The organism is Nonomuraea sp. JJY05 (genome assembly GCF_043496855.1).
Classification (GTDB): domain Bacteria; phylum Actinomycetota; class Actinomycetes; order Streptosporangiales; family Streptosporangiaceae; genus Nonomuraea.
Map to the genome: position 1 here is coordinate 334,924 of NZ_JBIEIS010000010.1, position 22,356 is coordinate 357,279.

The window sequence follows — 22,356 nt, forward strand, 5'->3', positions numbered from 1 at the left end:
GCTTCGGCCTCCAGCCTCCTTTGGAAGGAAACGTGCGGGTGAGGCGGCCCTTACCGTCACAGAACATCCTTTGGGAATTTTCCCTGCGGGCGTCCGGTCGCGTGGCCGCCGTTCGTCACTATGGTGAACCGCCACACATCTGAGGAGCGCGACATGAAGTACATGATGTTCGTCTGCAGTGACCCCGAGCCCGACATCGACCAGCGGAATCTGCCCGACATCGAGGCCTGGGTGGCTGAGAACGACGGCCGCGGCCGGCGGCTGCTCGGGTCGGCGTTCGCGCCGGAGTCCTCCGCGACCACGGTTCGTGTACGGGAGGGCGAGCTGATACTCACCGACGGCCCGTTCGCCGAGACCAAGGAGGTGATCGTGGGCTTCGACCTGCTCGAATGCGCCGACCTGGACGAGGCGATCGAGATCGCCCGTACGCACCCGATGGCTCGGCATGGGCGGCTGGAGCTGCGCCCGCTCGCCGACGGCGAGCGGTGAGAACGTCCCTGGAGGCGCTGGCGGCCGACGCCTACCCGCGCATGGTCGCCACGCTGATCCGCGTCACCGGTGACTGGACGCTGGCGGAGGACTGCGCGCAGGAGGCACTGACGGCGGCCGTGCAACGGTGGCCGCAGGAGGGCGAGCCGGACAATCCGGGCGGCTGGTTGATGACGGTGGCTCGCAATCGCGCGATCGACGCGCTACGCCGCGCCTCTGTCGAGCGGCGCAAGCTCGCGGAGGCGGCGGCGCTCGCGCTGAGCGAAGTGGACGATGCTGCCGGGAAGGAGGAGGTTGTGGACGACCGGCTGCGGCTCGTCTTCACGTGCTGTCATCCGGCGCTGGCGCTGGAGTCCCGCGTGGCGCTGACGTTGCGGACGATCTGCGGGGTACCTGCCGCGGACATCGAGCGTGCGTTCCTGGTCACCGAGTCGACGATGACGCGCCGCCTGACCCGGGCCAAGAGGAAGATCTCTGAGGCGGGGATCCCGTACCGGGTGCCGAGCGGACCCGCGCTGGCCGAGCGGCTGCCGGGCGTGCTGGCGGTGCTGTACCTACTGTTCACACAGGGGTACAACGCCGACGGCCGGCCCGCGTTCGCCGAGGAGGCGATCCGGCTGGCCAGGCTGCTGGGCCGGCTGATGCCGAGGCAGGGCGAGGTCTCGGCGCTGCTGGCGTTGTTCCTGCTGCAGCACTCCCGGCGGGAGGCCCGGCAGGACGTCGAAGGCAACCTGCTGCCCCTCGACCGGCAGGACCGCTCCCGCTGGGATCAGGCGGCGATCGCTGAGGGCGTGGACGTGCTGTCCAAGGCGGAGCAGGACAGCCCGTACGCGCTGCAGGCCCGCATCGCCGCCTGCCATGCCACCGCCCTGTCGGTGCCCGACACGGACTGGTCGGAGATCGCCCGCTGCTACGACGCACTGGCCGAGATCCACTCCACGCCCGTGGTCGAGTTGAACCGCGCCGTCGCGCACGGCTGCGCCTACGGGCCACGGGCCGGGCTGGCGCTGCTGGCCAGGGCGCGGGAGGGCGGCGCGCTGGATGGCCACCCGCTCGCCATCGCCGCAGAGGCCGACCTGACCGCCCGCCAGGGCGACCGCGACCACGCCGTTGCCCTGTTCCGTCAGGCGGCGGACGCCGCCCACACCGAACCCGAACGCCGCGCCCTGCTCGACCGCGCCGCCGAGACCGAACGCCAGGCGCCACGGATCGCACCGCCGAGACCACACGACGAGAGCAGGGATTATGATCAGCGCTGAGGCCGAAACGCTGCTCGCCTTCCACAACAACCAGCGACAACACGTCCAGGGCATCCTGGAGGGCCTGAGCGAGGCGAACCTGCGGCGCTCCGTCTTGCCGTCGGGCTGGAGCTGCCTGGGCCTGGTGCGGCATCTCGCCCTGGACGTCGAGCGGTACTGGTTCCGCGCCGTGGTCGCCGGTGACCGGGCACTGATCGACGACCTGGACCGGACCGGTGACGCCTGGCAGGTCGGCCCGGAAGAGTCCGCCGAATTGGTCCTCAGCGATTACCGGCGACAGATCGAGGCCGCGGACGCCGTCATCGCCACCACCCCGCTCAACGCGGCGCCCGCGTGGTGGCCCGACCGGTTCACCGGCTGGCGCCTCCATACGGTGCGGGAGGTCATGTTGCACGTCATCACCGAGACCGCCTGCCACGCCGGCCACCTCGACGCGGCCCGCGAACTCCTCGACGGCCGGAGGTGGCTGGTCCTGACCTAACGCATCAGGTGCTTCTAACCCGCCAAGCAGCCGACCATAGTTCCCCCGGTCGGCCGTGGCCCCTCCGCCGAGACGCTCGGCCAGATCAACGGATTGAGCCGTGCAGTCCACCGAAGCCGGTCGAGTCGGCGGCTTCGGGCGCTCGCACAGCAGAGGCGCCTGACCTCACCGAAGCCCGGTCGGTCAAGCCTGGTTCATCGACAACAACCTCTCGTGGCGTGTAAACCCTCACCTCATGCGGGGCATTTGCATGAAGCGTCCCCTCAGCTGCGACCTTTGCGAAGTTTCAAAGTTTATGGAAGTTCGAGGGCGGCCTGGGGCCTCTTTCGTAGAGTCGGTGCTCGTCATCGTACGGCCAAGCCACGGGGCAGCGAACCGGACCGGGCCTTGATGGGCGCCAGGACGATGCCAGAGGAGTGCGATGCAAGTCGAATTCCGGCTGCTGGGCGAGGTGGGTGCCCAGGTGGACGGCAGGCCGATCGACGTCGGGCCGGCACGGCAGCGCTACGTGCTGGCGGCGCTGCTGGTGGAGGTGAACCACCCGGTCTCCATGGACCAGCTCGCCGAGCGGGTCTGGGGTGAAGACCGGCCGGCGCAGGCCGCAGGTACGTTGCGCGCCTATCTCTCCCGGTTGCGGGCCGCGGTGCCGGTGGCCGGGGAGTGGGGCATCCGACGTCGTTCTGGAGGCTATCTGCTCGAGGTGGACGAGGCGGCCGTGGATCTGCATCTGTTCCGCCGGCTGGTGACCCAGGCGCGGGGCGGCCGGGACACCGCGGAGTCGGTGGCGCTGTACGAGCGGGCACTGACGTTGTGGCGCGGTGAGGCGTTCGCCGATCTGGACACCCCATGGTTCACGGCATTGAGGTACCCGCTGCAGGCCGAGCGATTCGCCGCCCAGCTCGACTACCATGACCTGCGGATCCGGCACGGCGAGGACGCCACCTTGCTCGCCGACCTCACGGCGCTGGCGGCCTTACATCCGCTGGACGAGCGGCTGGCCGGCCAGCTCATGATCGCCTTGTATCGCAGTGGCCGCCAGGCCGACGCCTTGGCGTGCTACGCGCGGATCCGATGTGAGTTGGCCGAGACGTTGGGGACTGACCCCGGTTTTGCCCTCCAGCGCCTCCACCAGCAGATTCTTGCCGCCGATTCCGCGCTCTCCCCGGCTCGCGCGCCGGTGATGGCGGACGTCACCGGGGCAACTCGCACCCCGCAGACGGCGGCCGGCGTCTCCCTGGTGCCGCGGACCTTGCCAGCGGCGCCGCCGTTGTTCATCGGCCGGGACCGGGAACTGGCCGAGCTCGATGACGCGCTGAAGGTTCAGCTGACGACGGACACGGTACGGATCGTCACGATCGGGGGCTGCGGCGGCATCGGCAAGACCTGGCTCGCGCTGCGCTGGGCCCACCAGAACGCGGACGCCTTCCCCGACGGGCAGTTGTACGTGAACCTGCGTGGCTTCGACGCCTGTGGCAGCCCGATGTCGGCGGCGGTGGCGGTGCGGACCCTCCTGGGTGCTCTCGCCGTCGATCCGGCGGCGATCCCACCGACGCTGGACACGCAGGTGGCGCTGTATCGCAGTCTGATCTTCGGCAGGCGCATGGTGATCGTCCTGGACAATGCCCATGACACGACGCAGGTAGCGGCCCTGCTGCCGGGAAACCCGTCCTGCTTCGTGCTGGTGACCAGCCGCAACGAACTGGCCGGCCTGACGACCGGGCACGGTGCCCACCCGATCGCGTTGCCTCCCCTGGACCAGGCCGAGGCGCGCCGGCTGTTCACCAGCCACGTGGGCAGCCGGCGGGCCGCGGCCGACCCTGGGGCCGTGGCGAGCCTGCTGGACCTGTGCGCTGGGCTGCCACTCGCGCTGAGCATCATCGCGGCCCGCGCCAAGGTCCGCCCGGACTTCCCGCTGCGGGCCCTGGCCGAGAATCTCGGCAGGGACTCGGCCCGGCTGGACGCCCTGGACGCGGGAGAGCCGGCCGCCGACCTCAAAGCGGTGTTCTCCTGGTCCTATCGCACGTTGACGGCACCGGCGGCCAGACTGTTCCGACTCTTGGGCATGCACCCAGGCCCGGACACCGACGCGGAGGCGGCGGCCAGCATGGCCGCCCTGGACCCGGCCCAGGCGCGACGGCTGCTGACCGAGCTGACGCGGGCGCACCTGCTCATCGAGCACCGGCCGGGACGCTACACCTACCATGATCTGCTGCGCGCCTACGCCGCGGAGCAGGCTCGCACGACCGACACGGAGGCCGTCCGGCGGGCCGCGTCACGTCGCGTACTGGACCACTACGTGCACACCGCCCACACGGCCATGCTGCTGCTTTATCCGCACCGTCACCCGATCACCCTGCCCGCGCCGGAGGACGGAGTGCGCCCGACAGTCTTGACGGACCCGCACCAGGCGATGGCCTGGTACGCCGCCGAGCACGCGGTACTGATCGCAGCCGTACGCCAGGCCGCCGACCTGGGGTTCGGCACCCTCACCTGGCAGCTCGCCTGGGCCCTGGTCACCTATTTCGACCACCAGGGGCACTGGCAGGACCTGCTCGCCACCCAGCAGACCGCGCTAGATGCCGCGCAGCGGCACGGAGATCGGCTGGGCCAGGCCCACGCCCACAGCGGCCTGGTACGGGCCTACACCCGGCTGGGCCGCCATGACCAAGTCCGCGCCCACGTCGAGCAGACGCTCACCCTGTTCAGCGCGGTCGGTGACCAAGTCGGCCTAGCCAACGCCCATCGCGGTGTCGCCTCGCTCCTGGAGACGTACCACGATTATCGGCAGGCGCTCGGCCATGCCGAACAGGCCCGCGATCTCTACCAGCAGGCCGGCCATCAGGCCGGACTCGCGCACGCGCTGAACGCGATCGGCTGGTACCACACCCTGCTGGGCCACCACGACCAGGCCCTGATCCACTGTGAGGAGGCCCTCGACCTGCACGTCGAGCTCGGCCATCAGCACGGTCAGGCCACCACATGGGACAGCCTCGGGCACGCGCATCTGCACCTCGGCCATCACGCCCAGGCCGCCGCCTGCTATGAACACGCCCTGCGCCTGTTCCGTGAGGTCGCCGACTGCTACAACGAGGCCGCCACCCTCGTCCGCCTCGGCGACGCTCACCACGCCGCCGGTCACGGCAGGCCGGCCGGCGATGCCTGGCGGCGCGCATTGGAAATCTTCGAGCAACTCGGCCACGCCGACGCCGACCGGGTGCGCACCAAGATCCACGACCACCTGGAACCGTAGCGCCGATGACGCGGCGGCAGCGTGGCCGGCACCCACAACGCTTTCCCAACGCCGGTCAGCCATGCTTTGCCAGGGGGAGCGCAAGCCAGCGCATCGGTACGAGCGCCGCGCGCGCCGCTGAATGGAGAACTCAACTGCGCTGCCTCCGGCGTCGAGATCGACATCCACCAGCTGCGCCACACCCATGCCACCGAACTCATCCACGCCGGCGTCTCCATCGAAGCCGTCCGCCGCCGCGTCGGCCACGCCTCCACCGAAACTACCCAGCTGTAGGCGCTGCTGGACGACAAGGTGGCTGACGCCGAGATCCGCGCCGCCCGCCGACGCCGCGACCAAGCGATCCGCTGACGACAAACCGCTCAGGGCCATCGCGCCCACTTGCACCATCAGCACAGGCCAGAGATGGTTTCGTTGGATTATCCGCGATTGCTATGACTGGATGCTTGATTTCGCTGAGTACGTCCGGGAGCTGTTACCTGAAGAACTCGCCGAGCCGATCATCGCCCTAGCTCGTCCGGCCATCCGGTTGTCGATCGCTGAGGAGGGCGAGACCGTTGTCGGCCGGCTGGGCGGCCTGCGGCGGGCTGCCTGAAGGAGTGCCGTGGCCGGGCACGGATGGTGGTTCGGCGATGCAGTTTCTCGCCGAACTGGACTGCGCAGCGCTCGCGGCGTACGAGTCGGACATTGGCCTGCCCGCCGAGGGCACGCTGTTGTTCTTCACCACCTGGGACAACGCGGCCGCGCAGGTGATCCTGCTGCCTCCCGGCGCCATACGTGTACCTCAGCGCAAAGTGCTCGGCAGCGGAGAAGCGTCAGTGTTCCCCGAGACCCCACTCGCCGCCGAGACCGTGGCCACCTGGCCGACGCGTGGCCATAACGAACTGATCAAGCTGGGCGACGAGTTCTGGGACTGTCTCGTGGGGAGGAACCTTGGGAGGTGTTCGGCGACATGCTCGCGGATTTCGCCGACGCGGAGAGCGGCCGTGATCACCAGGTCGGTGGCTACTCCGATGCCCTACAGTCACCGATCGAAGTCGCGGCCGCGTACGGGGCTGGACTGACCCCGAAGGATCCCGGCTTGGCGGCGGAGGCTTCCCAGCAGGTCACCCTGCTCCAGCTCGACGAGGACAACGGAATGCTCTTCGGAGACGGCGGTAGGTTGATCTTCGGCATCCGCCGAGACCAGCTCGCCGCCCACGACTTCAGCCAGGTCTTTCTCCACGTCCAGGGGCACTGACATCTACCACCCGCCGTAGGCCTCACCGTCCCGGCAGACCGGGGCGCCGGACGCGCCGCCGCTGGGACGCTGACCGCCCGAGTCTCGCCGACGCACCGGGACTAGCCGGTTCAGCATGAATATAGGCAGCAGACTTCCACGAGATCAGAACATGGCGGTTGGGCGTATGCGGCCACTTACGTTGGCGATCACGCAAACCAGTCGATGAGGGCGCGATGCGCGAACTCGGACAACTTCTTGTGATGACCACTGAGCCGAATCTGCCGCCTGGGTAGGTCGATGTCGTCAAGGGTCAGATGGCGAATGGCGCCAGCCCGCATGGCGTAGACGGCGGCCAAGGCGACGACCAGTCGCTGTTCTGGCGTCACCGCTGCCTGCTTGACTTCAGCGATCTCCAAGTCCGTCATGGGCTGCAAAACGCGCGCTGGCGCCCGGCCGTGAGGGTACGGCGCGGGCACGGTTCGCCGGCCAGGCCGAGGTGGTGGAACTCTTGGGCCGGTAGTGATCGGCTCAACAACCAGCCAACGACGGGACCGCGAGGATTCCCGCCTGAGACCGGCAGGCGGTGCCCGCGACGAGCTGCGCGAGCAGGTTAAGAAGAGCCGCATTCATCAAACCGCCAATGAAATACCGGGCTGAATGGCCGAGCCGGATTTGGCTGCTGCAATCTCGTACGGAATGCTCTGACCAGGGGGACAACGACTCTGCAACGACGTCTCAACGCCTTCGGGATAGCGTAGGGAACGTGGCATTTCGGCCCTGAACCGCGCCTCAGGTGCCCCCGCCGGAGGCACTCGGACACCAACACTCCGCCTGTCAGGGCCGGCGACGGAAATACAGAAGGGAAGCGGGTGTGCAAATCCATTGGCGGCATTGCATGAACCGGCTCTGATCGCGACGTCCAGACCCACGGCGACCGTGCGCGACCGCACCGAACCGTCGCTCCCTGCGCGAACCACGATCGAGAGGAAGAGACACATGCTGAGGATGTTGAGCGATCGGCTGCGGCAGGCCAGCGATCAGTTGCTCCAGCTCGTGGCGCCGAAGGCGATCGCGGAGGCGGCGCCGCCGCCGCAGTGCAGGCCCGTGGGCAACTGCGCCTACGACCCCATCCATCAGGGCACGCTTTACTGGGATGAGCACAGGGACGTCTCCTGCGGGTGCTGGTACCCGCGCCCGTGAGTGAGCCGGTGGCGTTCTGATTCGCCGGATGGCCGTGCCGGTTTCGGTGGGGCCATTCGGTCGGTCATGAAACACGGAAATCCAGCTCTTCTTTCACAGTGTCTGCCATCGCGCCATTCCTCGCCCGGCGGGCCGTAGCGCGTTGTAGAGAAATGGTGCGCTGATGCCCTATCTGATCGCGGCTGTCGTTCTCCTCGGCGTGCTGTGTTCGCTCAATCTGCTGCTGACGTACGGCGTTGTCCGACGGCTGCGTGAGCACACCGAGTTGCTGGCGCGGCGGCGGGCCGATGGGCCGGAGGCCATCATCGGTGCGGGCTCGGCGGTGGGGGCGTTCACCGCGACCACGGTCGACGGTGATGAGCTGGCCGCGAAAGATCTCCTGGCGGGCACTTTGGTGGGCTTCTTCTCGCCGGGCTGCGGCGCCTGCGTGAAGCTGTTGCCGGAGTTCATCGACGCCGCCGCCGTGCATCCAGGCGGGCGGGACCGGGTGCTCGCCGTGGTGGCCGGCCCGGAGGCGGAAGCCACCGACCAGGTGACGGCGCTGTCGCCGATGGCGCGGGTCATGGTGGCGTCGTTCGACGCGGAGATCGTGAAGGCGTTCGAGGTGCTGGGTTACCCGGCATTCGCACTGGTCGGCGACGCGCGCGTGGTGACGGTCTCGGGCGGGCTGACGGCGGTCGCTACGGCGGTCAAGGCGATGGCGTAGCCGATGCCGCGTAGGTCAATGGCGGCCACCGTGCCGGCGGCAATTCGGCTGGCGTTGCGATCGGCACCGCGGCTGATGGTCGGTCAGTTGCTGGTGGCCGTGTTGACGGCCGTACTGCCGGTGGTCGCGGCCTGGTTGACGAAGCTGGTGATCGACGCGCTGGCCCAGGGCGGGTCCGGCGGGTTGAAGCCGCTGGTGTGGCTGGCCTCCGGTCTGGTGGGCGCGGGGCTGGGGTTGGCGTTACTGCCGCGGGTGTCGGTGCTTCTCGAGCAGGAGTCCGCCAGGGCGGTCGCGCGGCGGGTGCAGGACCAGCTCTACCACGCGGTGGAGGGTTTCGCGGGGTTGACGCGGTTCGAGACGCCCGGGTTCCTGGACCGGCTGCGGCTGGCACAGCTGATGGGAGCGCAATCGCCGGCTACGCTGGTCCAGCACTGTATCGGGCTGCTCGGCGGGGCAGTCACCGCGATCGGGTTCGTGGGTTCGCTGGCGGTGATCAGCCCGGTGATGGCGGTGATCGTGATGGTCGCCGGGGTGCCGGCGCTGGTGGCGCAGTTGCGGTTGTCGCGGCGGCGTGCGGGGATGATGTGGACGTTGGGTCCGGTGGAGCGCCGGGAATACTTCTTCGCCACCCTGCTGAGCGACGTTCAGGCGGCCAAGGAGATTCGGCTGTTCGGATCGGGCCGGTTCCTGCGCGGGCGAATGATGGCCGAACGCCGTACGGCCGACGCGGAGAGACGGCGGATGGACCTGCGTGACCTGCTCACTCAGGGTGGGCTCGGATTGTTATCGGCCGCGGTCGCCGGGGCAGGGCTGCTGTGGGCGATGGTGAACGCCTACCAGGGTGTGATCACCGCTGGGGACGTGACCATGCAGGTCGCGGCGATCGCCGGGGTGCAGGGCACACTGGCCATGCTGACGACATCCCTGGCCGGCGCTCATTCGCAGCTGCTGCTGTTCGAGCACGTCATCGCCGTGGTCGAGGCGGGCCCTGACCTCCCGGTCGCCGCCCGCCCGGTGCCCGTGCCCGCGCTGAGGCGGGGAATCGAGCTGCGCGATGTGTGGTTCCGCTACTCCGAGGCGCATCCGTGGGTTTTGGCCGGTGTGAACCTGTTCCTGCCCGCCGGGGAGGCGGTCGCGTTGGTGGGACGCAATGGCGCCGGCAAATCAACGCTGGTGAAACTGCTGTGCCGGCTGTACGACCCGACCAAAGGCGAGATCCTGTGGGACGGGGCCGACCTGCGCGACATGGAGCTCACCGAGTTGCGGCGGCGTATCGGCGTGGTGTTCCAGGATTTCATGCATTATGACCTGACCGCGAGGGAGAACATCGCGCTCGGCGACGTCGACGCGCTGGGCGACCAGGAGCGGATCATGGCCGCGGCACGGCTGGCCGGAATCCACGACACGATCGAACGGTTGCCGAACGGCTACGACACACTGTTATCGCGGATCTTCGGGTCCGAGGAGGGCAAGGACGACCTGGACACAGGGGTGGCGCTGTCGGGCGGACAGTGGCAGCGGCTGGCGCTCGCCCGCGCATTCCTGCGCGACCAACGCGATCTACTGATCCTCGACGAGCCCAGTTCGGGGCTGGATGCGGTGGCCGAGCATGAAGTGCACACCCGGCTGCGTGAGCATCGCACGGGACGTACGAGCGTGTTGATCTCGCACCGGCTCGGCACGGTGCGTGGTGCGGACCAGATCGTCGTGATCGACGACGGGGCGATCACGGAATGTGGCACGCACGAGCAACTGATCGCCACCGGCGGTCTGTACGCCGAGCTGTTCCGGCTGCAGGCGTCCGGCTATCAGGCCGGCCACTGAAGGGAAGGGAGTGGCGCGGCGGGGTGAGCAGGGTGTCGCCCGCCGGTCGCGGTGGCGTCCGCACCATCGTGATCGTGCTGGTGCGCCAGAGGTTCAGCGCATGCGCCGTACGACATTCCCGAGCACGAGGGCGACCGGAAAATACCCGGCCTGCCGGGAATCAAAGCTGGCCTCGGCGTTGTCGCCCAGCAACACAAGCCGGCCTTCCGGCACGATCGCGTCCGTGACCGGAATGCCGTCTGGTACGGAGTCCCCGGCCACCGCACCCACCCGCTTGATCATCCACCGGCCCTTCTGGATCCCCGTCGGCTGATCACGCCCGACGGGATCGCCACTCGGTCGCTCGATGACCACGACATCGCCGGCAGACACAGTGGATCTTGCCGCTCTGCGTACCACCACCCGGTCCCCATGGTGGTACGTCGGCTCCATGCTCGGCCCGACGACCGTGATCACCGCCCAATTCCGGCGCAACCACCCCACACCAACCGCGGCCGCCGCCCCCAGCGCCCCAAGGGACACCAGCAGGCAACGATCATTGACCACCATCGGGTCAACCCACCTTCCCAGCGCAGGATCACGACGTACGGTACGGCTCAGCTCCTGCCCCGCGCGTCGAAGCGGGGCCAGAAGCCTCGCTCGTCACTCACTTTGACGAGCGTTTCGACGACATGGCCGCGCAGGTCCACGATGCCGACGCCCTCCCGGGTGGGGGCGAGCAGGGGCGTTCGTCGTACCAGCCGAGCACGGAAGTCCACGCCGGGCTGATGCCCAGCTCAATACGGGTGACGGCCTTACCGGTCTTGGTGTCCCATACGCACGCCGACCGTTCCGCGGTCATGCACGAGGTGACGAATCGACGTCCGGACGGAGTGAACGTGCCCTGTCCCTGACTGGCCGGGCGGCCGGCGACGTGCCAGGTCCGCTGAAGGACACCCTTGAGGTCGTAGTGGCGGATGGACGACTTGCCGCTCTTGCCCCAGCGCACCACCACCCCCTTACCATCGCGCGTCCACTGGAAGCTGGATCCCGTGAGCCAGGCTTTTCTGATCTGGAGGAAACGCGACTTCATCGAGGGGACGTCGATCAGCACGATGCCCTCCGAACGAGGGGCGTACCCGGCCTCGAAGACATTGAGCAGCAGCCTGCGGCCATCGGGTGACCAGGTGGGCCACCGCGTGATCAGGTGGTTGCCCGGCCGGCTCGGGTCGGTGGAGACGGAGAGCGGGATCTTGGTGGTGTGACCGCTCCTGCGATCCAGCAGGTGCACCGTGGGTTGACTGTGGCCGGGGGGTGTGCGGACAAGAGTGGTCTGCCGGCGTCCGTCGGGAGACACCGCCACCTCCCCGCCTGCCTTAACGAACGCCCCTTGACGTGGATCCCACACCCGTCCGTCGATCCATTGCTCATGGTCGCGGAGGCTCGAAAAGGAGGTGAACTGCACCGGCCGCCCCGCCAGCTTCGCCACGATCGTGGCCACTCCAGCGGGTAACGGGCCTATGGGCGGCTGAGCGGGTCCGGTCCCGGACACGGCGACCAGAGCGAGAGCGACCAGCGTGTGAACAGCCATACGACCCCCTTTTTGCCAGGCTGGGGCATCGGCGAAACGCCGATCATGGACGACGCATGAACCCTACTTCGGCGTCCATGGAATACTCAACGAACGCGTACCTTGCTCGACTGGACAGCTGAGCGCGGGCGGCGCGGACGGTGGATCAAGGCGCGCCATCGGCTACGCACATGCCGGTCTTCGGGCCGAGAGCGGCGCACAGGTCGCCGGCCGGCTCAGGGAGTCGTGTCGTGGTCGGGGAGCCGCATCAGGCGTCTGATGCTGAGATGGTAGATCTGCTCGCGTGCGACGTCGGTGATTGGGTCACTCCGCCCATTCCGATCCGGCCCTCCAGATAGGGCCCCGTGCCCGAAGATGTCCCCAGCCTCCAAATGGGTCTTCCTGGGGTCTACGGGCAGGGACTGTTGATCAAGTGCTCTGTATTGTCTGCGATCGCTGGGGAGTGTGCCACCTCCAGGACCGCGCACGGTGTGGCGCTCATCGCGGTGACAGCGTTCATTCAGGGCACTGGCCTGCTGGAACATCTCCAGCAAGGTGAACCGGACGGGCCTGCCGTCCTGACATTTGCGATCAGGCGAACTTGGCTAGCTCGGCGATGTCGTCTTCGGTCAGCGCGATCATCCCAGCCCGGAGATTCTCCTCGAGGTGAGTGACGGACTTGGTTCCGGGGATCAGGAGAGTTGCTGGCGACACCGACAGAAGCCACGCCAGGGCGATCTGGGCGCGGGTGGCACCGTGGCGGGCGGCGATCGCATCAAGGGCCGTCTCCTGATCATCGGTCAAACTCAGGCCCGGGGGGAGCTGGGATTTGTCGATGCCCGGGTTCAGCATGCCCGACATGAGCGGAAAATACGGCACGAACGCGATGTCGTGGTCCTCGCAGTAGCGCAACACGTCCAGCGCGCCCCGATCAAGTAGATGGAAACGGTTCTGCACGAATGCCACCGGGGCCATCTCGCGGGCCTTCTCCAACTGCTCAACGGTGATCCCACTAAGTCCCAAGTGGCGAATCAGGCCTCGTTCCCGGAGCTGGACGAGCGCGCCGAAGGATTCCTCGAAGGGGGTCTCGGCGGGGAACAGCATGCCGTCGCCGCCGACCCTCAGGTACACCAGGTCCAACTGGGCCAGGCCAAGGGTCGCCAGGTTCTCCTCGACCTGGTCCCGGAGGGCTTGGGGTCCGGCCTCGGCGTTGAACGTCTTGTACTCGTCCCGGACGATGCCCACCTTGGTGGCGATCACCAGGTTCTCCGGGTACGGGTGGAGCGCCTCCCGGATCAGTTCGTTGGCGATATGCGGGCCGTAGGCGTCGCTGGTGTCGATGTGGTCGACGCCTAGCTCCACCGCCCGGCGCAGCACCCCCAGCGCGGCGTCCTTGTCCGCGGGCGGGCCCCAGATCATCGGGCCGGGAAGCTGCATGGCGCCGTAGCCGAGCCGGTTGATGCTCAGGCCGTCGGCCGGCTGGAGCCGCCCCGCGGTGGCGGCGGGCTTACTCTCCTGACTCACTGCTGACCTCTTCTCGTAATGTGCGCGGGCGGGGTCTCTCGCGCGTGGGATGAAGTGATTCGTCGCTGTACCGAGGCGGTCGTCACGCCCCCGCTCTCGTGCCGGTCGAGCTTGCCCCTGGTCACCAGGTCGTGGACGCCCTGACGGGTGATGCCGAGCATCGCGCCCGCCACCGCGTAGGAAACGGCCTCCGCCGCCGGATGGCCGACCCTGCGGACCATGACCTGGCCGAGCGGAGTCTGCCACCACCCGGGCGGCGGGTTGAAGCCGTGGTCACCGGGATAGAGAGTGATCACCAGCCGGATGGCGGTGCGCCGGGCGAGGTCCTCGTCCTCGCCCAGCAGCGCGTGAGCCCACGCTCCGGCCCGCTCGACCACCCGGCTGCGCACTCGCGACAGGTCCGAGCGTGACTCCAGAAGGATCTCCAGCGGATCGAGCAGGCGCACCTCCACCAGACCGATCAACTGGGAGGCCAGCTCACCCCAGGACGGCAGTTCCTCGCTCAACGCAACTCCCACTTCTACTTGACGATCAGTATCAAGTACTAGACAGTGAGCGTCAAGTAGCGCGAAGACGGCCTTCCGGGCCACTCAGATCCGGCACAGGAGGCTGGCAGGCACCGCGCCGTCCGCCCCGCTATCAGCTGAACACGGCCACTCGAACCCCGTCCCTGAGCGCGTCCTCAACCGGCAGGTAGCTGATCTGCAGGGGGTTAAGGCCCCTCAAGGGAGGTATCGGGATTAGCAGGGTTTCCGACAGGCTGCCGAAGTGGTGCTCAACGGCCCGGAAAATCGGCCGCGAGCTCGCCCGGACCGGCGAGCAGTTCGATCGGGGATGATGAGAGCGTGAGGATCTGCTGGTAGCCGCCGAGTTCGTCCATGATCCGCAGCCGCTCGTCGAGGTCGTGCAGTGCGGACAACTCCAGCCAGCGTTTGAGCACGCCCGGGTCGACGGCGAGTTCCGCATGCGCTCGAAGTAGCGGGCGGGCAGGATATGCCGGTACGAGTCGACTTCATCGCTCTCCTCGTGACATCTTCGGAATCGAGCAGGTGATCCTGCGGTCCACGACCTGGACCAGGGCGACGCCGCCGAGTGCGACGGCGATGATGCCCAGGAGCAAGGCCGGTACACTGGCGCTGTCGAACCGCCCGCCCGCCTCGGTGACGACGCGGCCCAGGCCCACGACGGCGATGAACATCTCGCCGTTGACCAGGCCGGCCGCCAGGGAGATGGCGAATTCGAGTACGAGGTTGAGCAGGCTGTCGCCCAGGCTGCTGAAGATCACCCTGTTGCCGGCCATGTCCGCGAGGCGGACCAGCACCGTGCTCAGCGGCGGGAAGAACGACACGCCGACGAGATGTCCGATGGGCTCCCATGCCGCCGCGCCGGCGGCCAGGCTGAGCGGGGCGGCCGGCGGTGCTCTTCGTGCATATCGCGGAGCCGGTCCCACAGATAGGCGGTGATCTCGACGTACGTGCCGGAGCGTTCGAGCGCGTTGATGTCGCTGGAACTCGGCCGTCGCAGCGGTACCGGGACGATTTCGGCGATGCGTCCAGGCGCGCGCTCATCAGTACGACGCGGTCGCCCAGCAGGACCGCCTCTTCCATGCTGTGCGTGATGAACACGACGGTCAGCCGGTGCTCCTCCCGGATTGCCAGCAGTTCTACCTGCAGCAGGCGCCGCGTCTGCTCGTCCACGGAGCCAACGGCTCGTCCATCAGCAGGACTCACGGTCAGACAGGTGAGTGAAAATCTCTTTGACCTCAGTCATTTTGCGGGCGTACCGATCGAACCTGGTCACGGTGAACACCCACCCGTTCCAGACGGCAGCGAGGGCATGGTCGAGGCCGGCGCGGTTGTGGTGAGTGGTGCCGGAGAAGCCGCGGTCGATGTAGGAACACTTATCCGGAGCACCCTGACCTGGGGCTCTGTATCGGCTGGCGGGTGTTCCGATTGAGGATCCCCTTACGGAACACCACTCTGATCACCGGCGGCTGGAGCACTGCGCTGAACGCTCGCCCGGACCCCTCAGCGATCACTAGGTTACATTTCCTTCGGTGATGCCGACCCGAGCGGCAGGCGGAGGGGGGCGGCCACACAGGCGGCTGGGCCGGGCCCGCTTCGCATTCATCGAGCGGCGGAATGTGCTGGTGCTGCGCCACCGCTTCGGCACAGACGGCTGGGGGTGCAGCCGTGGCAGGTCGTACGGCAGGACCCCCCCGGCCTCTGCCGGCCCGGCCTGCCCCGAGGCCGTAGCCGGACAGCACCGTGGCGAGCACAGCATGGCAGCCAATGCAGCGGAAACGCCGTAAGCATGCTGGCGATACCGGCCGCCAGCAGCGTCGGCGCGGCGATCGCGTCGTATCGGGCTGGATGCCGCTGTGCCGAGCCACGGCCAGCGCGGCGCAGTTCCCCTTGCGACGTCTCGGAGTTTTGTCGCCGAGACTCCGATTCATTCCAGGGGCAGCGCACATCGGACCCGCCAGCCATGGCTTGTACGACCCGCGGTCACGGTGCCACCGAGCGCCCGTGCCCGCTCGGCCAGCCCGGCAAGTCCAGTACCTTTACGCCTGTCCCCGGCCAGGGCGTGTCTCTTGTGTCCGTCGTCGGTGACGGTGACCACCACATCGGAGCGCGTGACATGGACGGCGACGAGCACGCGGCTCACGGCGACGGCATGGCGGCGGACATTGGTCAGCGCCTCCAGAACGACGTGGTAGACGGTGGTGTCGATCTCCCAGGGCAGCGCGGCCGGCAGGTCCGGCCCAGAGGACAACTCGACCGAGGCAGAACCGGTGGCGGTGAATCGCCCGATGAGGGCAGGCAGGTCGGCCATGCCATACGGCCGGGCGGCCGGTGACGGCCGGTTCTCCGGGTTGCGCAGCACCTCCAGCGCGCGGTCCATGGAGGAGAGCGCCCGCACGCAGGCATCCTCGATACGGCGGTACATCTGACCGGCCTCGGCCGGTTCAAGGCCGTCGAGCTGGGCTGCCTGGGCTTCGATCAGGATGCCGGTCACCTCGTGCGCCACGAAGTCATGCAGGTCACGCGCCACGTCAAGACGCTGAGCACGACGTGCCCCGGCCACTGCGCGGTCCCTGCGATCGTCCAGGAGCCGCAGGTACAGGCCGATACAGACGGCACACGCCAAAAGCGCGGTGGCCAGTACGGCGCCGATGGCCGACTCCTCCCACGCCGACACGGGGACACGCAGAGTGGAACGGAGACAGAGGGCCACGAGTGCGGCTTCGAGTACCACCGTGGTGACGATCGCCGACCTCGCGGGCAGTCGTCTCGCCACTCGACCGGCCATAACGAGCAGGGCGCCGCCCTCTGCCACACCCCACAACCCGGCCAGGTCCAGCGGACCGCGATAGGTGATGCCGGCCACGATGGACCCGATCGCCGCCGACGTCGTGGCCGCCGCAAAGGACAGCCGCCCGATCGGCCGGCCCAGCGAGGCGGTCGCCAGGGCCACGGCGGCCGAGCAGGCGATGACCAGGGAGGACGGCTGCGTGATGAGCGCGGCACAGGGAATCATCGCGGCCACGCCGCAAACGAGCCAGTGACGGCCGTTCACCGCAAGTCCCGCCCTGCCGCGTACCCGAGTTCCCACGCCCGGATGGCGATCCCCACCCTGTTACGCACACCGAATTTCCGCTGGATGCTGGCGACGTGGGTCTTGACGGTCCCCGAGGAGATGAACAGCTCCGCGGCGATGTCGGCGTTGGTCTTGCCCTCCGCCACGTGAGCGGCGATCTCGATCTCTCGCGGTGTCAGCGTCTCGGGTCCGGCGCCGGTACCTGGGACAGGCGCGACCAGGCGTTTCAGGAGGCGGACGGTGATGGAAGGGCTGATCAGGCTGTCGCCGGCCGCGGCGGCGCGTACTGCCTCGGCCAGCAGAACGGCTCCGGAACGCTTCAGGACGAAGCCGGAGGCGCCATGACGCAGTGCGGCGTACACGTACTCGTCGAGGTCGAATGTCGTCACGATGACGACCCGCGTGGGAGTGCCCGCCATCTGCCGGGTCACCTCCAGCCCGTCCATGTGGGGCATCCGGATGTCGACGAGCGCCACGTCGGGGCGTAGGGCACGGGCGACGTCGAGCGCCTCCTCCCCGTCGCGAGCCTCCCCGATCACCTGTATGTCCGGCTGGTGGTCCAGGATGCGGCGCAGCCCTCGGCGGACCATGTCCTGATCGTCGGCGATCAGCAAGCGGATCGTCACGAAACGAGAGTGGCACACGGGATCGCCGCGCCGATATCCGCCGAACGGCAGATGTGCACGGCGAGTTTCGGCCTGATCCTTGAGCGGTCTCATCGGCCATCTCATAGGAAGGATCCCAGCGTTGACCTCCTTAGTCCTCGCGGTGCTGCTCGGCGTGACGGGCGTGGTGCCGCTGTCCCACGAAACGACGACGATTCAGGACCTGGTCTGGGGCCCGTGTCCCGAGGATCAGCAAGAACTGGCCGAGGCGCACGGCCAATGCGCCAAGGTCACCGTGCCCCTCGACTACGCGGCGCCCACGGGCCGGACGATCCAGATCGCGATCTCCCGCATCCGCGCCACGGATCCCGGCCGCCGGAAGGGCGTCCTGCTGGCTAACCCCGGTGGCCCAGGCGGACCCGGCCTGGGGTTCGCCGCACATCTGCGCGCCACGCTCAAGCAGGTGGCCGGCCAGTACGACCTGATCGGCTTCGATCCGCGTTTCGTCGGTGAGAGCACCCCCATCAGCTGCGGCTCCGGCCAGGTCTGGCAGCGTTCACCCGGTTTCGACCGGGCCGGCTTCGACGCGATGACCGACGACATGCGCGCCATCGCACGGCGGTGCGCGTCCCAGAAGGGCAACGCCGGTCTGTTGCCGTACGCCTCCACGCGTAACGTCGCTCGCGACATGGACCTGATCAGGTCTGCTCTTGGCGAGACGACCCTCTCCTACTACGGGGTCTCGTACGGCGCCGACCTCGGCGCGGTCTACACCCAGTTGTTCCCGCACCGTGCCGGACGCATCATCCTCGACAGCTCCACCGATCCGGGCGCCACGCAGTACGAGCTGTTCCAGCGGACGGGACCGCGCAGCGAGACCGCCCTGGACACATGGGCGACGTGGACGGCCAAACGGTCGAGCACCTACCGGCTGGGAGACACCCGGGCGAAGGTGCGCGCCACGGTCACGAAGCTGCTGGCCGCCGGCGAACGTGAACCCATCAAGATCGGCCAGGGAACCGTCGACGGGCACCGGCTTCCGCTCATCCTCTCGCGATTCCTCCAGCAGCAGGACGACAACGCCGCCCTGGCCGCGTCGGTACGCGAGCTGTCCGACGCCGCCGCCGGCGAACAGGTCGAGCCCGGCCCCGCCCTCACCGCGATTCTGCGGCTGCTCGTCGCGAAAGGCCCCGAGGTGGACCGCTGGATGGCAGGACAACTGGCCGTCCTGTGCGGCGACGGCGGATGGCCGGCCGGCGGCTGGCCCCGTGACCCTGAGCGCTACTGGCATGACATCCGGGCCAGCCGGGCGACCCAGCCCGTTTTCGGCGCGCTGGCCAACAGCATCACCCCCTGCGCGTTCTGGCCCTTCCCACCGCGCGAGGCAGGCACCCCGATCCACAACCGCGTGCCGGTGCTCATGCTCCAGGGCCGCCACGACATCAACACCGTGTACGAAGGCGCCGTCGCCCTGCATCGCAAGCTCACCGGCTCACGGCTGATCACGGTCGACCTCCGTGCCCACGGGGTCTACATCCGACGCAGCGACGGGCACAAGCCAAGTGTCTGCGCCGAACGGCTGGTCAACACCTACCTGACCGACGGCTCCCTCCCCACCCAGGACATCGACTGCGCCCAAGGGAACAAGGACTGATGGCCACCCGGATCCTTATGACCGTCGCCGCCATCGCGAACCTCACGACCGGGTCCCATCCGCTGCAGCGCGACGTCGACGCGATCATCGCCACCGGCGCGAGCGGAATCCTCGTACAGGTGCAGTCCGGCGAAGCCGGGCAAAGCTTCCGTGCCGGGATCGCCGAGCACGATTCACACCGCCCGGTGCCGTGGAACGCCTACTACCGCATCGGCAGCGACACCAAGACCTTCACCGCGGTCATCGCCTTGCAACTGGTCGGCGAAGGCAAGCTGGCGCTGACCGACACCGTCGAGAAATGGCTACCCGGACTGATCCGGGGGAACGGCAACGACGGCCGTAAGATCACTGTCAAGAACCTCCTGCGGCAAACCAGCGGACTGCCCGACTACGTGCCGCAGTTGCCCATCGGCAAGGACCTCACCCCCGACGGCTATCTGAGGGAACGCTTCCGGACATTCACCCCGCGCGCACTCGTCAAGCTGGCCATGCGCCAGCCTCCCCAATGGATGCCCGGTGACACCGATCCCGCCGAGGAGACGCGCTGGGCGTACTCCAACACCAACTACCTCCTGATGGGCCTGATCATCGAGAAGGTCACCGGGCACCCCTGGGCGCGAGAGATCCACGACCGCATCCTGCGTCCCCTCGGCCTCCGGCACACCATCACGCCGGGAACCTCCGCCTACGTCCCCGAACCCACCGCCAGGGCCTACTCCTGGTTTCCCGGCGCCACCCGGCCCACCGATACCTCCATTCTGGCCACCGGCGGCCCCGACGGGGGTCTCATCAGTACACCCGGCGACCTGACCACGTTCCTACGCGCCCTGCTTGGCGGCCGGCTGCTCAAACCCGAACAACTCGCCGCGATGCGACAGACCGTCGAGGCGAAGGACTGGATCGCGGCCGCCGGAACCCGATACGGCCTGGGCATCGCCTGGCGTCCCGCGACTGGCTGCGCACACGGCATATGGTTCCACGGCGGCACGAACCTCGGCATCGTCTCTGAGAGCGGCGTCACCGGCGACGGCCGCCGCGCCGCAGCCGCGGCCACCTTCACACTCCGATTCTCAGCAGCTCAGATCCCCCAGGACAAGGCGAGCATCGCGCTCATCGACCACGCCCTGTGCCGTCCGGACTGACACCTCCGGCTCGATCATTTCAACTGTAGGCGCGACTACGTGGCGCGGGGCCGGCGCCGGATGTGGGCTTCCCCTCGTAACGTGGAGACCGAACCGAGAGAGGTTTGGTCGTGGCAGGAACCACGAGGCGTCGCTTTGATCCGGAGTTCCGGGCTGGGGCGGTGCGTATCGTCAAGGAGACCGGCAAACCCGTCGCGCACATCGCGCGGGACCTGGGTATCAATGAGTACAACCTGCACAACTGGGTGCAGATGGACCGGCACGCAACGGGGCAGGTCGGGCGGGACGGCAACGGAGGCGGCAAGCTGAAGGAGTCCGAGCAGGAGGAGTTGGCGCGGCTGCGGCGGGAGAAGGCCGAGTTGGTCAAGCAGCACGCCAAGGAGAAGGCCGCCTGGGAGAAGGAGCGTGCCGAGCTGGAGGACGAGCGTGATGTCCTCAAACGATCTGTGGTCCTATGGGTCAAGGACTCGCTGAACCGATAACCGTGGTGGAGTTCATCGAGTCCCAGAGGGCCGAGTTTGGTGTCCCCCACAAGATCTGCTTCCGTGCGCTGGGTGTGTCGTCCTCGTGGTTCTACAAATGGAAGAACCGCAGGCCAACAGCTCGGGAAGAGCGGCGCGCCCGGCTGGATGAGGAGATTGAACGGCACTTCGCCGCCTCCGGTGGCACCTACGGCTCGCCACGCATCGCCCAGGACCTGCGGGCCGAGGGCTGGAAGCTGTCGGAGAACACCGTGGCCAGGCGGATGGCCGAACTCGGCTTGGCCGGCCGCAGGCAGAAGAAGCCCCGTTCGCTGACCCGGCAGGGCAAGCGGCCGGCCGCGCCGGATCTGGTGCGCCGGAAGTTCACCGCGGTCGCTCCGGACGTGCTGTGGGTCGGCGACGTCACGATGATCCGCACTGATGAGGGGCCGCTGTACTTGGCCTCGGTCGAGGACCTGTTCTCCCGCCGGCTGCTCGGCTATGCCATGTCCGAGCACCATGACGCGGCGCTGACGGTCGCCTCGCTGCAGATGGCCGTGGTCACGCGCGGTGGTGACGCGGATGGAGTGATCTTCCATTCGGATCGCGGGTCGGAGTACACAGCTGCCCGCTACCAGGCCGAATGCCGCAAGCACGGGGTGGTGCAGTCGATGGGCCGGGTCGGGTGCTCGACAACGGAGCCGCCGAGTCGCTCAACAGCACCCTGAAGGTTGAGTTCGTCTACCGGCACCGCTTCCGCACCCGGGCGGAGGCTCGGCTGAAGATTGCGACCTGGATCGCGGACTTCTACAACGTCAAGCGCAGGCACAGTGCCAACGACGGGCTGCCGCCTGTCACATTCGAGCTTCAGATGATCGAGAAGCGGCAAGCGTCAATGTCCCTGCTGAGGGCCGCTGTGGCATAGGACCGTCTCCACGCTTTGAGGGGATTGACACAACTATCGCGCTGGGCCGCCAGCCAACTCATCCACAAGATCAAACCAGGCGTCTACACCGCCGAGCCAATCTCCGCAGCGCTCTTGCCAACAGCTCAAAAACCTTAACTACCTGGCCTTGGATCAAGCCAAGGTCTGTCGTACGAGGGATTGAACAAGGTGGCTCGGCCTGATCGGCTGCCCTTCAGCACAATCAGCAACATGACGGCGCGAGGCATCTCTCGGTTGAGACCCTCCATCTGAACCGGCCTCTGTTGGCAGACCTGATCAGTGCAGAAAACATGGTGCCCATCGGAACCTGTTTGAACCCGTCAGTGGAGTTGGCCCGGTTTGGTGGACACCTGATCTCTGGGGAACCCTGGTTCCCGGAAGAAGGAGTCTGCTGTGCCGAACAACTATCCGCCGGAGTTTCGCCGGCAGATGGTGGAGCTGGTGCGC

27 protein-coding genes are annotated in these 22,356 nt (G+C 67.9%); 17 read left to right on the forward strand and 10 right to left on the reverse strand.

The features are described 5' to 3' along the window. Positions 1-153 precede the first annotated feature (153 nt). The 8 genes from ACFKCF_RS18515 (at position 154) to ACFKCF_RS18550 (ending at position 6,716) form a co-directional block, all read left to right on the forward strand. Positions 154-489: a YciI family protein gene (locus ACFKCF_RS18515; protein WP_394495055.1), complete on the forward strand. Its 336-nt coding sequence runs from the start codon at positions 154-156 to the stop codon at positions 487-489. Then, positions 486-1,748, forward strand: coding sequence for an RNA polymerase sigma factor (locus tag ACFKCF_RS18520; RefSeq protein WP_394495057.1), 1,263 nt, complete (start codon positions 486-488; stop codon positions 1,746-1,748). Before ACFKCF_RS18515 ends, ACFKCF_RS18520 begins: the two co-directional genes overlap by 4 nt. After that, complete coding sequence (locus ACFKCF_RS18525; protein WP_394495059.1) at positions 1,735-2,229, forward strand: DinB family protein; 495 nt, start codon at positions 1,735-1,737, stop codon at positions 2,227-2,229. Before ACFKCF_RS18520 ends, ACFKCF_RS18525 begins: the two co-directional genes overlap by 14 nt. 421 nt (positions 2,230-2,650) lie before the next feature. Continuing rightward, positions 2,651-5,479 (forward strand): BTAD domain-containing putative transcriptional regulator, encoded by a 2,829-nt coding sequence (locus tag ACFKCF_RS18530; protein WP_394495061.1) that lies wholly within the window; start codon positions 2,651-2,653, stop codon positions 5,477-5,479. A 21-nt stretch (positions 5,480-5,500) separates the two neighbouring features. After that, entirely contained in the window at positions 5,501-5,752 is a 252-nt protein-coding gene (locus tag ACFKCF_RS18535; RefSeq protein ID WP_394495063.1) for a tyrosine-type recombinase/integrase, read from the forward strand. A 166-nt stretch (positions 5,753-5,918) separates the two neighbouring features. Further along, on the forward strand, positions 5,919-6,071 hold the full coding sequence (locus ACFKCF_RS18540) for a hypothetical protein (protein WP_394495065.1): 153 nt from the start codon (positions 5,919-5,921) through the stop codon (positions 6,069-6,071). A gap of 37 nt (positions 6,072-6,108) precedes the next feature. Next, on the forward strand, positions 6,109-6,540 hold the full coding sequence (locus ACFKCF_RS18545; RefSeq protein ID WP_394495067.1) for a hypothetical protein: 432 nt from the start codon (positions 6,109-6,111) through the stop codon (positions 6,538-6,540). Then, positions 6,429-6,716, forward strand: coding sequence for a DUF1963 domain-containing protein (locus tag ACFKCF_RS18550; protein ID WP_394495068.1), 288 nt, complete (start codon positions 6,429-6,431; stop codon positions 6,714-6,716). Before ACFKCF_RS18545 ends, ACFKCF_RS18550 begins: the two co-directional genes overlap by 112 nt. Positions 6,717-6,904: 188 nt before the next feature. Here the strand turns inward: ACFKCF_RS18550 and ACFKCF_RS18555 are convergent, their stop codons facing one another. Beyond that, entirely contained in the window at positions 6,905-7,123 is a 219-nt protein-coding gene (locus ACFKCF_RS18555) for a hypothetical protein (RefSeq protein ID WP_394495070.1), read from the reverse strand. 571 nt (positions 7,124-7,694) lie between these two features. Between ACFKCF_RS18555 and ACFKCF_RS18560 the strand changes: the two genes are divergently transcribed. The 3 genes from ACFKCF_RS18560 to ACFKCF_RS18570 all read left to right on the forward strand — a co-directional run bounded on the left by ACFKCF_RS18560 (position 7,695) and on the right by ACFKCF_RS18570 (position 10,428). Further along, a complete protein-coding gene (locus tag ACFKCF_RS18560; RefSeq protein WP_394495072.1) occupies positions 7,695-7,898 on the forward strand; it encodes a hypothetical protein in 204 nt (67 codons plus the stop codon). Between the two features lie 163 nt (positions 7,899-8,061). After that, a complete protein-coding gene (locus tag ACFKCF_RS18565; RefSeq protein WP_394495074.1) occupies positions 8,062-8,604 on the forward strand; it encodes a hypothetical protein in 543 nt (180 codons plus the stop codon). An 18-nt stretch (positions 8,605-8,622) separates the two neighbouring features. After that, positions 8,623-10,428: an ABC transporter ATP-binding protein gene (locus tag ACFKCF_RS18570; protein WP_394495076.1), complete on the forward strand. Its 1,806-nt coding sequence runs from the start codon at positions 8,623-8,625 to the stop codon at positions 10,426-10,428. A gap of 93 nt (positions 10,429-10,521) precedes the next feature. Here ACFKCF_RS18570 and ACFKCF_RS18575 read toward each other — a convergent pair whose 3' ends face one another. From ACFKCF_RS18575 to ACFKCF_RS18615, 9 genes are all read right to left on the reverse strand, one after another. After that, complete coding sequence (locus ACFKCF_RS18575) at positions 10,522-10,977, reverse strand: S26 family signal peptidase (RefSeq protein ID WP_394495078.1); 456 nt, start codon at positions 10,975-10,977, stop codon at positions 10,522-10,524. A 97-nt stretch (positions 10,978-11,074) separates the two neighbouring features. After that, positions 11,075-11,764 (reverse strand): hypothetical protein, encoded by a 690-nt coding sequence (locus ACFKCF_RS18580; protein WP_394495080.1) that lies wholly within the window; start codon positions 11,762-11,764, stop codon positions 11,075-11,077. An 804-nt stretch (positions 11,765-12,568) separates the two neighbouring features. Beyond that, positions 12,569-13,501, reverse strand: coding sequence for an oxidoreductase (locus ACFKCF_RS18585; protein WP_394495081.1), 933 nt, complete (start codon positions 13,499-13,501; stop codon positions 12,569-12,571). Further along, positions 13,498-14,007, reverse strand: coding sequence for a hypothetical protein (locus ACFKCF_RS18590; RefSeq protein WP_394495083.1), 510 nt, complete (start codon positions 14,005-14,007; stop codon positions 13,498-13,500). Before ACFKCF_RS18590 ends, ACFKCF_RS18585 begins: the two co-directional genes overlap by 4 nt. A 269-nt stretch (positions 14,008-14,276) precedes the next feature. After that, positions 14,277-14,441, reverse strand: coding sequence for a hypothetical protein (locus tag ACFKCF_RS18595; protein ID WP_394495085.1), 165 nt, complete (start codon positions 14,439-14,441; stop codon positions 14,277-14,279). A gap of 72 nt (positions 14,442-14,513) precedes the next feature. Then, the gene (locus ACFKCF_RS18600) at positions 14,514-14,951 is read right to left on the reverse strand and encodes a hypothetical protein (protein WP_394495086.1); all 438 of its coding nucleotides are present in this window, start codon (positions 14,949-14,951) and stop codon (positions 14,514-14,516) included. 266 nt (positions 14,952-15,217) lie between these two features. Further along, entirely contained in the window at positions 15,218-15,454 is a 237-nt protein-coding gene (locus tag ACFKCF_RS18605) for a recombinase family protein (protein ID WP_394495110.1), read from the reverse strand. Positions 15,455-15,952: 498 nt separating this feature from the next. Then, positions 15,953-17,041: a sensor histidine kinase gene (locus ACFKCF_RS18610; protein WP_394495112.1), complete on the reverse strand. Its 1,089-nt coding sequence runs from the start codon at positions 17,039-17,041 to the stop codon at positions 15,953-15,955. Between the two features lie 35 nt (positions 17,042-17,076). Then, complete coding sequence (locus ACFKCF_RS18615) at positions 17,077-17,727, reverse strand: response regulator (RefSeq protein WP_394495087.1); 651 nt, start codon at positions 17,725-17,727, stop codon at positions 17,077-17,079. Positions 17,728-17,848: 121 nt separating this feature from the next. Here ACFKCF_RS18615 and ACFKCF_RS18620 point away from each other — a divergent pair, with 121 nt between their 5' ends. The 6 genes from ACFKCF_RS18620 to ACFKCF_RS18645 all read left to right on the forward strand — a co-directional run. Continuing rightward, positions 17,849-19,360: an alpha/beta hydrolase gene (locus ACFKCF_RS18620; RefSeq protein ID WP_394495089.1), complete on the forward strand. Its 1,512-nt coding sequence runs from the start codon at positions 17,849-17,851 to the stop codon at positions 19,358-19,360. Further along, the gene (locus ACFKCF_RS18625; protein ID WP_394495090.1) at positions 19,360-20,502 is read left to right on the forward strand and encodes a serine hydrolase domain-containing protein; all 1,143 of its coding nucleotides are present in this window, start codon (positions 19,360-19,362) and stop codon (positions 20,500-20,502) included. The genes ACFKCF_RS18620 and ACFKCF_RS18625 overlap by 1 nt, the downstream gene beginning before the upstream one ends. A gap of 110 nt (positions 20,503-20,612) precedes the next feature. Further along, positions 20,613-20,984, forward strand: a complete 372-nt coding sequence (locus ACFKCF_RS18630; protein ID WP_394495092.1) for a transposase — start codon at positions 20,613-20,615, stop codon at positions 20,982-20,984. A gap of 5 nt (positions 20,985-20,989) precedes the next feature. Further along, a complete protein-coding gene (locus ACFKCF_RS18635; protein ID WP_394495094.1) occupies positions 20,990-21,691 on the forward strand; it encodes an IS3 family transposase in 702 nt (233 codons plus the stop codon). After that, positions 21,649-21,888 carry an integrase core domain-containing protein gene (locus ACFKCF_RS18640; RefSeq protein WP_394495096.1) on the forward strand — a complete coding sequence of 80 codons (240 nt, stop codon included), beginning with the start codon at positions 21,649-21,651 and terminating at the stop codon, positions 21,886-21,888. The genes ACFKCF_RS18635 and ACFKCF_RS18640 overlap by 43 nt, the downstream gene beginning before the upstream one ends. A gap of 284 nt (positions 21,889-22,172) precedes the next feature. After that, a partial coding sequence (locus tag ACFKCF_RS18645; protein ID WP_394495098.1) for a hypothetical protein occupies positions 22,173-22,356 on the forward strand: 184 nt, incomplete at its 3' end.

Coding starts and splice junctions, on each gene's coding strand:
- ACFKCF_RS18515 (WP_394495055.1), top strand. CDS start 154: ATGAAGTACATGATGTTCGTCTGCAGTGACCCCGAGCCCGACATCGAC.
- ACFKCF_RS18525 (WP_394495059.1), top strand. CDS start 1,735: ATGATCAGCGCTGAGGCCGAAACGCTGCTCGCCTTCCACAACAACCAG.
- ACFKCF_RS18530 (WP_394495061.1), top strand. CDS start 2,651: ATGCAAGTCGAATTCCGGCTGCTGGGCGAGGTGGGTGCCCAGGTGGAC.
- ACFKCF_RS18540 (WP_394495065.1), top strand. CDS start 5,919: ATGCTTGATTTCGCTGAGTACGTCCGGGAGCTGTTACCTGAAGAACTC.
- ACFKCF_RS18545 (WP_394495067.1), top strand. CDS start 6,109: ATGCAGTTTCTCGCCGAACTGGACTGCGCAGCGCTCGCGGCGTACGAG.
- ACFKCF_RS18550 (WP_394495068.1), top strand. CDS start 6,429: ATGCTCGCGGATTTCGCCGACGCGGAGAGCGGCCGTGATCACCAGGTC.
- ACFKCF_RS18555 (WP_394495070.1), bottom strand. CDS start 7,123: ATGACGGACTTGGAGATCGCTGAAGTCAAGCAGGCAGCGGTGACGCCA.
- ACFKCF_RS18560 (WP_394495072.1), top strand. CDS start 7,695: ATGCTGAGGATGTTGAGCGATCGGCTGCGGCAGGCCAGCGATCAGTTG.
- ACFKCF_RS18565 (WP_394495074.1), top strand. CDS start 8,062: ATGCCCTATCTGATCGCGGCTGTCGTTCTCCTCGGCGTGCTGTGTTCG.
- ACFKCF_RS18570 (WP_394495076.1), top strand. CDS start 8,623: ATGGCGGCCACCGTGCCGGCGGCAATTCGGCTGGCGTTGCGATCGGCA.
- ACFKCF_RS18575 (WP_394495078.1), bottom strand. CDS start 10,977: ATGGTGGTCAATGATCGTTGCCTGCTGGTGTCCCTTGGGGCGCTGGGG.
- ACFKCF_RS18610 (WP_394495112.1), bottom strand. CDS start 17,041: ATGATTCCCTGTGCCGCGCTCATCACGCAGCCGTCCTCCCTGGTCATC.
- ACFKCF_RS18625 (WP_394495090.1), top strand. CDS start 19,360: ATGGCCACCCGGATCCTTATGACCGTCGCCGCCATCGCGAACCTCACG.